The sequence below is a fragment of the Pseudomonas sp. S2_A02 genome, from assembly GCF_054668495.1.
In genome coordinates this window covers 5155839-5169215 of sequence record NZ_CP162776.1, presented here as the reverse complement: position 1 = coordinate 5169215, position 13377 = coordinate 5155839, and the positions used below count along the sequence as shown (strand labels likewise).

Below are 13377 nucleotides of genomic sequence, written 5' to 3'. Positions count from 1 at the left end.
GCAAGGGACGCTCCGCGTCCCAAGAGCGGACGCAGAGCGTCCGGGGAAGCATTCCCACGCGGAGCGTGGGAATGATCAGGTACTAGGCCTCAGGCCAAAACGCCCGAATCCCCGCCACACCCTGCGCTCCCGCTTCCCAGGCTTTCTGCCGCTCTGCCGGACCCACCCCACCGAGCAAGAACACCGGCTTGCTGAAGCCCTCGATCAAAGTCGAAGCCTGCTCCCAACCCAATGGCAGCGCCTCCGGATGAGTCTGCGTCGGCTGCACCGGCGACAGGGTCACAAAGTCCACGCCCATCTGCTCGGCCAGCGCCAGTTCTTCAGCGTTGTGGCAAGACGCTGCCAACCAGCGCGACGCCGGTAGCGGACGCCCGGCTGCGGCGTACTTGCGCAACTGTGCCGACGTGATGTGCCAACCGGCGGACGGGAAGTCCCCCAGCCACTCAAACGGCCCCTTGATCATCAACTGAGCCTTCCCCGCACACAGCCCCGCCGCATCCACCGCCAGATCGCGGTATTGCGGGTCGTAGCCGTTGGGCGCGCGCAATTGAATCAACTTGATGCCGCCAGCGATGGCTTTCTGGATACCGCGCAGCAAGGCCGGGGTTTCCAGGCCCTCCGGGGTGATCAAGTATTCGCCGGGCAAGCGTGCAGCGGCAACGATCGGCTGGTTGGCGGCCGGAAATTCGTAGTCCACCAGTTCACGCGCGGTCACCCAGGCCAAAGGCTGACCTTCGGCGCCATGGGGTTCGCCGGTAAACGCCGAGACTTCCCAGACATCCAGCAACACCTGCTTGTCCGGGTAGTCGTGGCGGACTTTGATCATCGGTCGCGCGGTATTGACCACGATGCCCAATTCTTCGTGAAGCTCGCGAGCCAGGGCCGTTTCGACGGATTCATCATCCTCGACCTTGCCACCGGGGAACTCCCACAGACCGCCCTGATGCTGGGTGTCGGCACGACGGGCAATGAGGATCTTGCCGCTGCTATCGCGGATAACCGCGGCTGCTACATGGACTCGTTTCACCGCTCTATTTCCTCCAGACCCGCCTTCCGCCAAGCCTTGAAGGCTGGCCATTGGTAGATGGTTTCGACATAGGCCGCGTCGGCCTCGGGCAGTTTTACCTGATAGGTGCGCAGGCGTACGGCGATCGGTGCAAAAAACGCATCGGCCAGGGTCGCGCCGCCAAACAGGAACGGGCCGGTTTCAGTCGAGGTGACACGACATTCAGCCCACAACGCCAGCATGCGCTCGATTTCAGCCTGAACCTCAGGCGGGGTCGGCGACAGCGGCGCATCGTGGCTCAGGTCGAACGGAAAATTGCTGCGCATGGCGAAAAAACCGCTGTGCATCTGCGCGCACGCCGAACGCGCCTGGGCACGGGCGGCAGTGTCTTGGGGCCACAGGCCGGCATCGGGAAATTGTTCGGCCAGGTATTCGGCAATCGCCAGGGAATCGGCGACGGTGCCGTGTTCGGTTTTCAGCAGTGGGACTTTCCCGGTCGGCGAATGCTTGAGCAGGCGCTCGCGAGTGTCCGGCTGGTTCAGCTTGATCAGTTCTTCGGTGTAGGACGCGCCGGTCAGGTCGAGGGCCAGTGCGGCGCGCAGGGACCAGGAGGAATACAGTTTGTCGCCGATGATCAGGTGGAGGCTCATGTTCGGGCGCCTTTTCATGAGGGGAATAGACCAGGATCTCGAGTGTCTGTTCGTCCGTCATCGCGGGCAAGCCCGCTCCCACAGGGTTTAGTGTCAACCGGCAATCTTGTGGCTGACTCGATCAATGTGGGAGCGGGCTTGCCCGCGATAGGGTCGACGTAGTCTTACGTACGGTACTCAGCGTTGATCTTCACGTATTCGTGGGACAGGTCAGTCGTCCAGATGGTTTCGCTGCAATCACCGCGACCCAGCTCGATGCGGATGGTGATTTCTTCCTGCTGCATCACCGCCGCGCCCTGGGCTTCGGTGTAGGTGGCAGAGCGAGCGCCACGGCTGGCGATGCACACGTCGCCGAGGAACACGTCGATCTTGCTCACGTCCAGGTTCGGTACGCCGGCACGGCCCACGGCGGCCAGAATGCGGCCCCAGTTCGGGTCGGAGGCGAACAACGCGGTCTTGATCAGCGGTGAGTGGGCCACGGTGTAACCGACGTCCAGGCACTCCTGGTGATTGCCGCCGCCGTTGACTTCAACGGTAACGAACTTGGTCGCACCTTCGCCGTCGCGCACGATGGCCTGGGCCACGTCCATGCAGACTTCGAACACCGCTTGTTTCAGCAACGCGAACAGCGGACCGCTGGCTTCGGTGATTTCCGGCAGTGCAGCCTGACCGGTGGCGATCAGCATGCAGCAGTCGTTGGTCGAGGTGTCGCCGTCGATGGTGATGCGGTTGAACGACTTGTTCGCGCCGTCCAGCAGCAGGTTTTGCAGCACATCGCGTGAGACTTTGGCGTCGGTGGCGATGTAGCCGAGCATGGTCGCCATGTTCGGGCGGATCATGCCCGCGCCTTTGCTGATGCCGGTGACGGTGATGGTCACGCCGTCATGCTGGAACTGGCGGCTGGCACCCTTTGGCAGGGTGTCAGTGGTCATGATGCCGGTAGCGGCGGCTTCCCAGTTATTCACCGACAGATCGTCGAGGGCGGCTTGCAGCGCGCCTTCGATTTTTTCGACCGGCAGCGGCTCACCGATCACACCGGTGGAGTACGGCAGCACCAGGCTTGCATCGACACCGGTCAGCTCAGCCAGTTTGGCGCACGTGCGCTCGGCGGCTGCCAGGCCTGGTTCGCCAGTGCCGGCGTTGGCATTGCCGGTGTTGGTCAGCAGGTAACGCACCGGGCCTTGCACACGTTGCTTGGCCAGGATAACGGGAGCGGCGCAAAAGGCGTTCAGGGTGAACACGCCCGCCACTGTGGAACCTTCGGCGCAGCGCATGACCACGACATCCTTGCGCCCCGGGCGCTTGATGCCGGCCGAGGCGATACCGAGTTCAAAACCGGCAACCGGGTGCAACGTTGGCAAAGGACCAAGACCAACAGCCATGAATGCGCTCCTTAAAAAGTAGTGTCTGCACCGTCATTACCCCGTTCTTTTAACGTGGCGCGGTGGTTTAAATGGCAAAACGCCGCGACGGCATAAGCCGGTCGCGGCGCGGGTATTTCAGCGTATGAAACGGGTTTACTGGATCTGCCCGTGGCAATGCTTGTACTTCTTGCCCGAACCGCAGTAGCACAGCTCGTTACGGCCCAGCTTCTGCTCGTTGCGTACCGGTGCGGTGGCGAGGGCTACATCGACCTCTTCACCCAACACTTCCGGTTGCTCCAGGCCAGGTGCTTCGTCGTGCTGGAACTGCATGCGCGCAGCCAGTGCCTCGGCTTCCTGACGCAGGCGAGCTTCTTCTTCGATCGGGTCTTCGCGGCGAACCTGAACGTGCGACAGCACGCGGATCGAGTCGCGCTTGATCGAATCCAGCAACTCGGAGAACAAGGTGAAGGACTCGCGCTTGTACTCCTGCTTCGGGTTCTTCTGCGCATAACCACGCAAGTGGATGCCGTGACGCAGGTGATCCATGGTCGACAGGTGGTCTTTCCACAGGTCATCCAGTACACGCAGAACGATTTGCTTCTCGAAGGAGCGCAGTGCTTCGGCACCGGCCTGGTCTTCTTTCTCGTTGTACGCCGCGATCAGCTCGTTCATCAGCTTCTCGCGCAGGGTTTCTTCGTAGAGGTGATCGTCTTCGTCCAGCCACTGCTGGATCGGCAGCGCCACACCGAAGTCGCTCTGCAACGCCGCTTCCAGACCGGCCACGTCCCACTGCTCTGGCAGCGATTGCGGTGGAATGTGCGCGCTGACGGTTGCGTTGAGCACGTCCTGACGGAAATCGGCGATGGTTTCGCCAATATTGTCGGCGGCCAACAAACTGTTACGCATGTGATAGATCACTTTACGTTGTTCGTTGTTGACGTCGTCGAACTCAAGCAGTTGTTTACGAATGTCGAAGTTACGGCCTTCAACCTTGCGCTGAGCTTTCTCGATGGCGTTGGTCACCATGCGGTGCTCGATCGCCTCACCGGACTGCATGCCCAGCGCCTTCATGAAGTTCTTCACCCGGTCAGAGGCGAAGATGCGCATCAGGCTGTCTTCCAGCGACAGGTAGAAACGGCTGGAACCGGCGTCGCCCTGACGACCGGCACGACCGCGCAACTGGTTGTCGATACGGCGCGATTCGTGACGCTCGGAAGCGATCACCTGCAAACCGCCCGACTCCAGCACTTGCTGGTGACGTTTCTGCCAGTCGGCCTTGATCTGGGCAATCTGCTCAGGGGTCGGGTCTTCCAGCGAAGCCACTTCCACTTCCCAGTTACCGCCCAACAGAATGTCGGTACCACGACCGGCCATGTTGGTGGCGATGGTCAGTGCGCCCGGACGACCGGCCTGAGCAATGATTTCGGCTTCTTTTTCGTGGAACTTGGCGTTCAGAACCTTGTGTTCGATGCCTTCCTTCACGAGCAGGCTGGACATGTGCTCGGACGTTTCGATGGTGGCAGTACCCACCAGCACCGGACGGCCCTGAGTCATGCACTCCTTGATGTCGTTGATGATCGCCGCGTATTTCTCTTCGGCGGTCAGGAACACCAGGTCGTTGTAGTCTTTACGCGCCAACGGTTTGTTCGGCGGGATGACCATGACCTGCAGACCGTAGATCTGGTGGAATTCGAACGCTTCGGTGTCCGCGGTACCGGTCATGCCGGACAGCTTGTTGTACAGACGGAAGTAGTTCTGGAACGTGGTCGAGGCCAGGGTCTGGCTCTCGGCCTGAATGTTCAGGTGTTCCTTGGCTTCGATAGCCTGGTGCAGGCCTTCGGACAAACGGCGACCCGGCATGGTACGGCCGGTGTGTTCGTCGACCAGCACGACCTGGCCGTCCTGCACGATGTATTCGACGTTGCGATTGAACAGTTTGTGCGCGCGCAGGCCGGCATAAACGTGGGTCAGCAGACCGAGGTTATGCGCCGAATACAGGCTCTCGCCTTCAGCCAGCAGGCCGACGCGGGTCAGCATGTCTTCGATGAACTGGTGACCGGCTTCGTTGAGCTCGACCTGACGGGTCTTCTCGTCCACGGTGTAGTGGCCAGCCTTGGTGACTTCGCCTTCGACTTCTTCGACGTGCAATTCCAGCTGCGGGATCAGTTTGTTGATCTCGATGTACAGCTTGGAGCTGTCCTCGGCCTGACCGGAGATGATCAGCGGGGTACGGGCTTCGTCGATGAGGATGGAGTCGACTTCGTCGATCACGGCAAAGTTGAGTTCGCGCTGGAATTTTTCTTCCATGCTGAACGCCATGTTGTCGCGCAGGTAGTCGAAACCGAATTCGTTGTTGGTGCCATAGGTGATGTCGGCGGCGTAAGCCAGACGCTTCTCTTCTGGCGGCTGGAATGGGGTGACCACGCCGACCGTCATGCCGAGGAATTCGTAGAGCGGACGCATCCAGTTGGCGTCACGGCGGGCCAGGTAGTCGTTCACCGTCACAACGTGCACGCCCTTGCCGGACAGCGCATTGAGGTAAACGCCCAGTGTTGCCACCAGGGTCTTGCCTTCACCGGTACGCATTTCCGCGATCATGCCTTCATGCAAGGTCATGCCGCCGATCAGCTGGACATCGAAGTGGCGCATACCCATGACGCGCTTGCCGGCTTCGCGGGCGACCGCAAAGGCTTCGGGCAGCAGTTTGTCGAGGGTTTCCCCTTTGGCGAGGCGGGCCTTGAACTCGTCGGTCTTGGCACGCAATTGATCGTCCGAAAGGGCTACCATTTGCTCTTCGAAGGCATTGACGAGCTGCACCGTCTTGAGCATGCGTTTGACTTCACGCTCGTTCTTGCTTCCAAAAAGTTTCTTTAACAAAGGCGCAAACATATCGGCAGGATCTTCCACACTAAAGGGATGGAGGGCGGCCCCGTGAGTCGCCCGTGCAGCCCTCATGGCCGCATGCGAACGAGCATTCTACCCGGAAACGATGGTGAGGAAAGTGGCGTTATTCCACGATGCATGCACTGCGCTGTAACGGGGCTCACTTAAAATAAGGGCTTTTTGCTGAACTTCAACCCATCGAGGGCTCAAGTTACTCGTTGATTTAATGGGTAAAGCGCTCGCAAAGCAATGGGTCGGGGGCAACGGGTGCTTTCTGTTACCATGGCCGTTCTGTTACTTCAGGTGTTCGATCATGGCATTTCGCCCTCTCACGGCCAGAGCACCCGCCGTTCTGCTTCGCGAAGCCAAACCGCTGAAAGCCATTTTTGGCCACGCTCAACGCCTGGGTCATCTACAACGTCTGGTGGAAAGTCAGTTGCAGCCGGCTGCCCGCGAGCATTGCCATGTGGCGTCGTGGCGTGAAGGCAGTTTATTGCTGATTGTCACCGACGGCCACTGGGCCACTCGCCTGCGTTATCAGCAAAAGCGTCTGCAACGCCAGCTACAGCTGTTCGACGAGTTCGCCAGCCTGACGCGAATTCTGTTCAAGGTTCAACCGCCTACCGTTCAGCAAGGGGCTGTGGGGCATACGATAAATTTGTCGACCGATGCGGCGGCAACCATTCAGGCGACGGCTGACGGAATTACCGACCCGAACCTGCGGGCGGCCCTCGAACGCCTGGCGGCGCACGCCAAACCCAAAATCTGAAATTGACACATATCCTGTAGGAGCGATTGTGTCCATTCAGGTTTTTAGCGGCGTTTGCTGCCACCGAGCAATGACCCCATCAACCCGCGTACCAATTGTCGGCCCAATTGATTTGCCGCCTGTCGCATGGCTGATTTCAACGCCTGGCCTGCCGCCGTGCCGAGGAATTCCCCGGCCTGTTCGGTGAAACTCGGCTCTTCAGGTGCAGGTTTGCCCGGCGCGGCTTCGGGATCCGGCGCCAGGCCTTTGCGCCCCATCAGCACTTCATAAGCCGATTCGCGATCGACCGGTTTGTCATAGCGCCCCTTGAACGGCGAACCGGCGATCAGCACGGTGCGTTCGGTCTCGGTCAGCGGCCCGATCCGCGATTGCGGCGGTGCAACCAATACACGCTGGACCATCCCCGGCGTGCCCTTGTCCTGCAAGGTGCCAACCAGCGCCTCGCCGATCCCCAGCTCCGTCAATACCGACAAGGCGTCGAACGCCGGGTTCGGCCGGAAGCCGTCGGCCACCGCGCGCAGGGATTTCTGTTCTTTGGCGGTAAATGCACGCAAACCGTGCTGAATGCGCAGGCCCAACTGAGCCAGCACATCATCCGGCAAATCGCCCGGCGATTGAGTGACGAAATACACCCCCACACCTTTCGAGCGAATCAGTCGCACCACTTGCTCCAGACGCTCCTGCAACGCCTTGGGCGTACCGGCGAACAACAAGTGCGCCTCGTCGAAAAACAGCGCCAGCAGCGGTTTCTCGGCATCGCCACGCTCCGGCAATTGCTCGAACAGTTCGGCCAGCAACCACAGCAGGAACGTCGCATAGACCTTCGGCGCTTCGTGCACCAGACGACTGGCATCGAGCAAATGAATGCGCCCGCGACCATCCACGGCCGGTTGCAACATGTCTTCCAGTTGCAGCGCCGGTTCGCCGAACAACGCTTCGGCGCCCTGCTGTTCGAGCGTCGCCAGACGGCGCAACAGCGCCTGACTGGAACCGGTGGTCATCAACGCGGCGTCATCCCCCAGCAATTCGGGGTTGTCGCGCAGGTGATTGAGCAGCGCCTTCAAATCCTTCAAATCCAGGAGCAACAGCCCTTCGCGGTCGGCCACCTTGAACGCGGCATAGAGTGCCGACTGCTGACTGTCGGTCAGCTCCAGCAGGCTGCCGAGCAGCAACGGGCCCATTTCGCTCAAGGTGGTGCGCAGCGGATGACCGGACTGACCGTTAATGTCCCACAGGGTTACCGGATACGCCTGAGGCTTATGGTTCAGCCAAGGCATGCCGGCGATCCGCTCGGCGACTTTGCCTTGGGGATTGCCGGCAGCGCCCAGGCCGCAGAGGTCGCCCTTGATGTCCGCTGCGAATACCGCAACGCCGGCATCGCTGAAGGCTTCGGCCAGGCGCTGCAAAGTGACGGTTTTACCGGTCCCGGTAGCGCCCGCCACCAAGCCGTGACGGTTCGCCAGGCGCATGGCCTGGGCGACGGACTGGCCCGCGAGATCGGCGCCGATAACGAGTTGCGATGAGTCAGGCATTTTGTCACCCATGATTAATCTTTGATCCTTCACGGCCGATATAAAAGACTGAAAAGCGTCGGTAATCCCCCTAAGGAGAGGACGGAAATATCAGCTTGATTTCAACATTGCCCGTTTTGCGTGCCTTTATAAAAGCACGCCCTGAATAATAAGACCTTAGCGGAACCCCAAGCCATGAACAAAAATCTGCGCTTCAGTCATAAAATCCTGCTTGCCGCCGCCCTCATCGTTATTGCTGCCTTCGCCTCGTTCACACTGTACAACGACTATTTACAGCGCAATGCCATCCGCGAGGATCTGGACAACTACCTCAATGAGATGGGCGACGTCACCGCCAACAACATTCAGACCTGGCTGACAGGTCGCATCCTGTTGATCGAGGGCCTCGCGCAGAATATTGCCCTCAACCCAGAACAATCCAACGTCGCCAACCTGCTTGAACAGAAGGCTCTGGAGTCGACCTTCATGGCCAGGTACCTGGGCGATGCCAGCGGCACTTTCATCAACCGCCCGGACTCCAAGATGCCGGACGGCTATGACCCCAGGGTTCGCCCTTGGTACAAAGGCGCGGAAAACAGCAATGGCTCGACGCTGACCGAACCTTATATAGATGCGGCGACCGGTCAGACCATCATCTCCATCGCCACCGCCTCGAAGAAAGCCGGGCAAAGCGTGGGAGTGGTAGGCGGCGACTTGAGCCTGCAAACCCTGATCGACACCTTGACCGCGCGTGACTTCGGCGGCATGGGCTATGCCTTCCTGGTCAGCGCCGACGGCAAGATCCTGGTCCATCCGGATAAATCCATGGTGATGAAGTCCCTCAACGAGGCTTACCCGAAGAATACCCCACGCATCAGCGGCGGCATCAGTGAAGTCGAGGTCGATGGCAAGCCCCGTATCGTCACCTTCACCCCGATCAAAGGCCTTCCATCGGTCAATTGGTACATCGGTCTGTCGGTGGATAAAGACAAAGCCTTCTCGATGCTCAGCGAATTCCGCGCCTCGGCGGTGATTGCGACCGTGATTGCCGTGGCAATCATCATCGCCCTGCTCGGCATGTTGATCCGCATCCTGATCCAGCCGCTGCACGTCATGACCCGCGCCATGGAAGACATCGCCGACGGTGAAGGCGACCTGACCAAGCGCCTGACCATCCTGAATCAGGACGAGTTCGGCATCCTTGGCACGGCGTTCAACCGTTTCGTGGAACGGGTTCATACGTCGATCCGCGAAGTGTCCTCGGCCACCGGCCAAGTCAACGAAGTGGCCCTGCGTGTGGTGGCCGCCTCGAACTCGTCGATGTTCAATTCCGACCAGCAAGCCTCGCGCACCAGCAGCGTGGCCGCGGCAATCAACCAGCTCGGTGCCGCCGCCCAGGAAATCGCCCGCAACGCCGCGCAAGCGTCGAATCAAGCCAGCGACGCGCGCAGCTTGGCCGAAGACGGCCAGCAAGTGGTGGATCGCAGTATTGCCGCGATGAATCAGCTGTCGAGCATGCTCAGCGCCTCAAGCACCAACATCGAATCGCTGAACAGCAAAACCGTGAACATCGGGCAGATTCTCGAAGTGATCACCAGCATCTCCCAGCAAACCAACCTGCTGGCGCTGAACGCCGCTATTGAAGCGGCGCGGGCCGGTGAAGCCGGGCGCGGTTTTGCCGTGGTGGCCGACGAGGTGCGCAACCTGGCGCACCGCACGCAAGAGTCGGCGCAACAAGTGCAGACCATGATCGAGGAGTTGCAAGTCGGCGCCCGCGAATCCGTCAGCACCATGAGCGACAGCCAGCGCCATAGCCAGGACAGCGTGGAAATCGCCAACCTGGCCGGCGAGCGTCTGAACAGCGTGACGTTGCGCATCGGCGAAATCGACGGCATGAACCAGTCCGTGGCCACAGCGACCGAGGAACAGACGGCGGTGGTTGAGTCGATCAACGTGGATATTACCGAGATCAACACACTGAACCAGGAAGGCGTGGAGAATTTGCAATCGACCTTGCGTGCGTGCTCGGACCTTGAGCAGCAGGCTTCGCGATTGAAGCAGTTGGTGGGTAGTTTCCGCATCTAAGTCGCTCTCACCGGCCTCTTCGCGGGCAAGCCCGCTCCCACAGTGATCTCTGTCGTACACAAAATTTGTGTTCATCGAAGATCATTGTGGGAGCGGAGCTTGCCCGCGATGGCGATCTGCAAAACCCCGCAAAACCCCGCTGACACCCTCCGCCGCACAACCCCAATCGAACATCTATCCTTCATATAGGTCAACCAAAGGGAGAACAACGGTCCCGGAGGGATGTTCATCGTGCATATCGCTGACATAACCATGTTCTACGCCCCTGCCAGCGGTGGCGTGCGCACTTATCTGGATGCCAAACACCGCCGCCTGGGTAACAAGCCAGGCATTCGTCACAGCGTGCTGATCCCTGGGGCACATTTAAGTGAGCAGGATGGCATTTACACGGTTCCGGCCCCTGCCCTGCCCTTTGGCAAGGGTTATCGCTTCCCCCTCCGTCTCGCGCCATGGCGCAATGTTCTGCAGGTTTTGCAGCCCGATCTGATTGAAGTCGGCGACCCTTACCTGACCGCCTGGGCTGCTTTGGACGCCAAGCGACAACTCGATGTGCCAGTGATCGGCTTTTATCATTCGGACCTGCCGCTGTTGGTCAGCAATCGCATGGGCAATTGGGTTACCCCCAATATCGAAGCATATGTCAGCAAACTCTATGGCAACTTCGACCGGGTTCTGGCGCCGAGTCAAATCATGGCCGATAAACTGATCGGGTTGGGCGTGAAGAACGTTTTCGTACAACCGCTGGGCGTCGACCTGCAAACGTTCAACCCCAGTAAACGGGATCCAGGTTTGCGGGCTGAATTGGACATCGATGAAAACACTCATCTGCTGATCTTCGCCGGCCGTGGATCCAAGGAAAAAAACCTGCCGGTGCTGCTCAAATGCATGAAACGCCTGGGTCGTCGCTATCACCTGTTACTGGTGGGCTCTGTCAATGCCGACTCTGGTACCGCGCAATGTCACCGTCCTCGATGAGTTCTACCCGGCGGCGCAAGTCGCGCGTTTGATGGCCAGTGCCGATGCGCTGGTGCATGCCGGTGATCAGGAAACCTTTGGCCTGGTGGTCCTCGAAGCCATGGCCAGCGGCATTCCGGTGGTGGCTGTGGCGGCCGGGGCTTTTCAGGAAATTGTCACCGATCAATGCGGCCTGCTGTGCGCGCCGAATAATCCAGCGGCGATGGCCAACGCGGTGCGCGAACTGTTCAGTCAGGGCAGCGCCGCGCTGGGCAAACAAGCCCGCAGCCATGTCGAGCAGCATTACGCCTGGGATATCGTGGTCGACAGCCTGCTGGGGCACTATCACGCCGTACTCGGCACTCAATGGCCACTGACCGCTAATGGTTGAGCCCATGAACGCGCCCAGCCTGTTACTGGTATTGCACGACGTTGCGCCGCAAACCTGGCCCGATTACCAAGCCTTCGTCGAAGCCGTCGACGCACTGGGTGAGGTGCCGATCACCTGGCTGGTGGTGCCCGATTTCCACAAGCATAACGACCTGGACGCGTATCCGGCGTTTCGACGGTTGCTGACCCGCCGCGTCGCTCGCGGCGACGAACTGGCACTGCACGGTTACTTCCATTGCGATGAAGGACCGATCCCCATCACTCCCAGAGACTGGTTCATGCGCCGTATCTACACCCATGAAGGCGAGTTCTACGGCCTGTCACAGGAAACCGCCCTCACCCGCCTGCGTGCCGGAATCGAGGTGTTCCACCGTTACAACTGGCCATTGCAAGGTTTCGTCGCTCCGGCCTGGTTGATGAGCGAAGGCACCCGCCAAGCCTTGCGCCAGGTACCGCTGCGCTACACCAGCGACTCAAAGCATCTGTATCGATTGCCGGATTTCACCGCGATCGATGCCCCGTGCCTGGTCTGGAGTGCGCGCAGCGCCTTGCGCCGGGGTCTGTCGAAAATCGTCAGCGATCAGCTTGAACAACGCTGGCGCCAAGCGCCAGTGATTCGTCTCGGCCTGCACCCGGTGGACATGCGCCATGAGTTCTCGCGTCACTACTGGCTGCAAACCCTCAAGCGCTTGCTTGACGAGGGTCGTGTGCCGATGACCAAGGCCAACTGGCTGACACAGCAACGTGACCCCATCGGTCGCGCCGCATGAGCCGCGGGATTCTGCTGGTCGTCGCCCTGCTCGCTGCGGTGCTCATCCCGTCGTTGCTGGGTGGTGGAGAGACATGGTCGCGGTTGCAAAGCTTTCCGCTGAAATGGCTGCTGATCATGTTCGGCATGATCCTGCTCTGCTGGATGCTCAACACCCAGCGCTTGCGCCTGCTGCTGGGGGATCAGCGCGACAAGGTCAGTCGCTTCAAAAGTCTCGCGGTGGTGATGTCCGCCGAGTTCGCCTACTGCGCCACCCCCGGCGGCAGTGGCGGACCGCTGACCATCATGGCCTTGTTGGCACGCCACGGCGTACGACCGGCCAGGGGCAGCGCCGTGTTTGCCATGGATCAGTTGAGCGATCTGCTGTTTTTTCTCTGCGCGCTGAGCGCGATTCTGATTTATGCACTGTTCCAGCACCTCAGTCAGCGCATGGAATGGCTACTGACCGTCAGCGCCATCTCGATGTTCGGCGGGTTGTTTAGTTGCGTATTGGCAGCTCGCTGCCACCGCTCGCTGATTCGTCTAAGTGGTCGGTTGCTCGCTCGTCTCAATGTCAAAGGCACCACCCGGATGCGCTGGGCGCGAAAGATCCTGCACTTCCTGGCGGCGTTCACCGACACACTGAAGTTGCCCTTTCAGACGTTGATCACAGTGTTTGTACTGACCTGCCTGCATTGGCTCTTGCGCTATAGCGTGCTGTATCTGGCATTGCGTGGGCTGGGCGTGGACTTGCAGTGGGCCTGGTGCTTTCTGATCCAGATGCTGTCGCTGAGTGCCGGGCAGTTCAGCCTGTTGCCGGGCGGTGCCGGGGCGGCGGAATTGACGTCGGCGGCGCTGCTGGCGCCCATGGTCGGGAAATCCACCGCGGCGGCGGCGATTCTGATCTGGCGGACAGTGACCTATTACTTCTATCTGGTGGTCGGTGGCCCGGTGTTTTTGCTGATGCTTGGGCGGCCATTGCTCAAGAAGTTGATGAAGTTCAAGCAGGCTTAAAAG

Annotated in this window: 9 protein-coding genes and 2 pseudogenes; 6 read left to right on the top strand and 5 right to left on the bottom strand. The window is 60.1% G+C overall.

Annotated features, from left to right (window positions below; all coding sequences use genetic code 11):
• Positions 1 to 82: 82 nt before the first annotated feature.
• From AB4O41_RS23590 to secA, 4 genes are all read right to left on the bottom strand, one after another.
• Positions 83 to 1027, bottom strand: a complete 945-nt coding sequence (locus AB4O41_RS23590) for a Nudix family hydrolase (RefSeq protein WP_460144891.1) — start codon at positions 1025 to 1027, stop codon at positions 83 to 85.
• A complete protein-coding gene (locus AB4O41_RS23585; protein ID WP_460144890.1) occupies positions 1024 to 1656 on the bottom strand; it encodes a glutathione S-transferase family protein in 633 nt (210 codons plus the stop codon). Before AB4O41_RS23585 ends, AB4O41_RS23590 begins: the two co-directional genes overlap by 4 nt.
• A 164-nt stretch (positions 1657 to 1820) precedes the next feature.
• Positions 1821 to 3038: a bifunctional glutamate N-acetyltransferase/amino-acid acetyltransferase ArgJ gene (gene argJ, locus AB4O41_RS23580; RefSeq protein WP_008015216.1), complete on the bottom strand. Its 1218-nt coding sequence runs from the start codon at positions 3036 to 3038 to the stop codon at positions 1821 to 1823.
• Between the two features lie 135 nt (positions 3039 to 3173).
• The gene (secA, locus tag AB4O41_RS23575; RefSeq protein ID WP_460144889.1) at positions 3174 to 5909 is read right to left on the bottom strand and encodes a preprotein translocase subunit SecA; all 2736 of its coding nucleotides are present in this window, start codon (positions 5907 to 5909) and stop codon (positions 3174 to 3176) included.
• 307 nt (positions 5910 to 6216) lie between these two features.
• Here secA and AB4O41_RS23570 point away from each other — a divergent pair, with 307 nt between their 5' ends.
• Positions 6217 to 6672 (top strand): DUF721 domain-containing protein, encoded by a 456-nt coding sequence (locus AB4O41_RS23570; RefSeq protein ID WP_460144888.1) that lies wholly within the window; start codon positions 6217 to 6219, stop codon positions 6670 to 6672.
• Positions 6673 to 6716: 44 nt separating this feature from the next.
• Here the strand turns inward: AB4O41_RS23570 and AB4O41_RS23565 are convergent, their stop codons facing one another.
• On the bottom strand, positions 6717 to 8204 hold the full coding sequence (locus AB4O41_RS23565; protein ID WP_460144887.1) for a helicase HerA-like domain-containing protein: 1488 nt from the start codon (positions 8202 to 8204) through the stop codon (positions 6717 to 6719).
• A gap of 174 nt (positions 8205 to 8378) precedes the next feature.
• Here AB4O41_RS23565 and AB4O41_RS23560 point away from each other — a divergent pair.
• From AB4O41_RS23560 to AB4O41_RS23540, 5 genes and pseudogenes are all read left to right on the top strand, one after another.
• A pseudogene (locus AB4O41_RS23560) lies at positions 8379 to 9362 on the top strand (cache domain-containing protein); the annotation flags it as partial.
• Positions 9363 to 9503: 141 nt separating this feature from the next.
• The gene (locus AB4O41_RS23555) at positions 9504 to 10268 is read left to right on the top strand and encodes a methyl-accepting chemotaxis protein (RefSeq protein ID WP_425439644.1); all 765 of its coding nucleotides are present in this window, start codon (positions 9504 to 9506) and stop codon (positions 10266 to 10268) included.
• Positions 10269 to 10490: 222 nt separating this feature from the next.
• Positions 10491 to 11613, top strand: a pseudogene (locus AB4O41_RS23550) (glycosyltransferase family 4 protein).
• The gene (locus tag AB4O41_RS23545; protein ID WP_460144886.1) at positions 11606 to 12382 is read left to right on the top strand and encodes a DUF2334 domain-containing protein; all 777 of its coding nucleotides are present in this window, start codon (positions 11606 to 11608) and stop codon (positions 12380 to 12382) included. Before AB4O41_RS23550 ends, AB4O41_RS23545 begins: the two are co-directional and overlap by 8 nt.
• Positions 12379 to 13374, top strand: a complete 996-nt coding sequence (locus AB4O41_RS23540) for a lysylphosphatidylglycerol synthase transmembrane domain-containing protein (protein ID WP_460144885.1) — start codon at positions 12379 to 12381, stop codon at positions 13372 to 13374. Before AB4O41_RS23545 ends, AB4O41_RS23540 begins: the two co-directional genes overlap by 4 nt.
• Positions 13375 to 13377 lie beyond the last annotated feature (3 nt).

Excerpts from the sequence above, each read along its gene's own strand:
- AB4O41_RS23585 (WP_460144890.1), bottom strand. The coding sequence starts at position 1,656 with ATGAGCCTCCACCTGATCATCGGCGACAAACTGTATTCCTCCTGGTCC.
- AB4O41_RS23540 (WP_460144885.1), top strand. The coding sequence starts at position 12,379 with ATGAGCCGCGGGATTCTGCTGGTCGTCGCCCTGCTCGCTGCGGTGCTC.
- AB4O41_RS23555 (WP_425439644.1), top strand. The coding sequence starts at position 9,504 with ATGTTCAATTCCGACCAGCAAGCCTCGCGCACCAGCAGCGTGGCCGCG.
- argJ (WP_008015216.1), bottom strand. The coding sequence starts at position 3,038 with ATGGCTGTTGGTCTTGGTCCTTTGCCAACGTTGCACCCGGTTGCCGGT.
- AB4O41_RS23565 (WP_460144887.1), bottom strand. The coding sequence starts at position 8,204 with ATGCCTGACTCATCGCAACTCGTTATCGGCGCCGATCTCGCGGGCCAG.
- secA (WP_460144889.1), bottom strand. The coding sequence starts at position 5,909 with ATGTTTGCGCCTTTGTTAAAGAAACTTTTTGGAAGCAAGAACGAGCGT.
- AB4O41_RS23545 (WP_460144886.1), top strand. The coding sequence starts at position 11,606 with ATGGTTGAGCCCATGAACGCGCCCAGCCTGTTACTGGTATTGCACGAC.
- AB4O41_RS23570 (WP_460144888.1), top strand. The coding sequence starts at position 6,217 with ATGGCATTTCGCCCTCTCACGGCCAGAGCACCCGCCGTTCTGCTTCGC.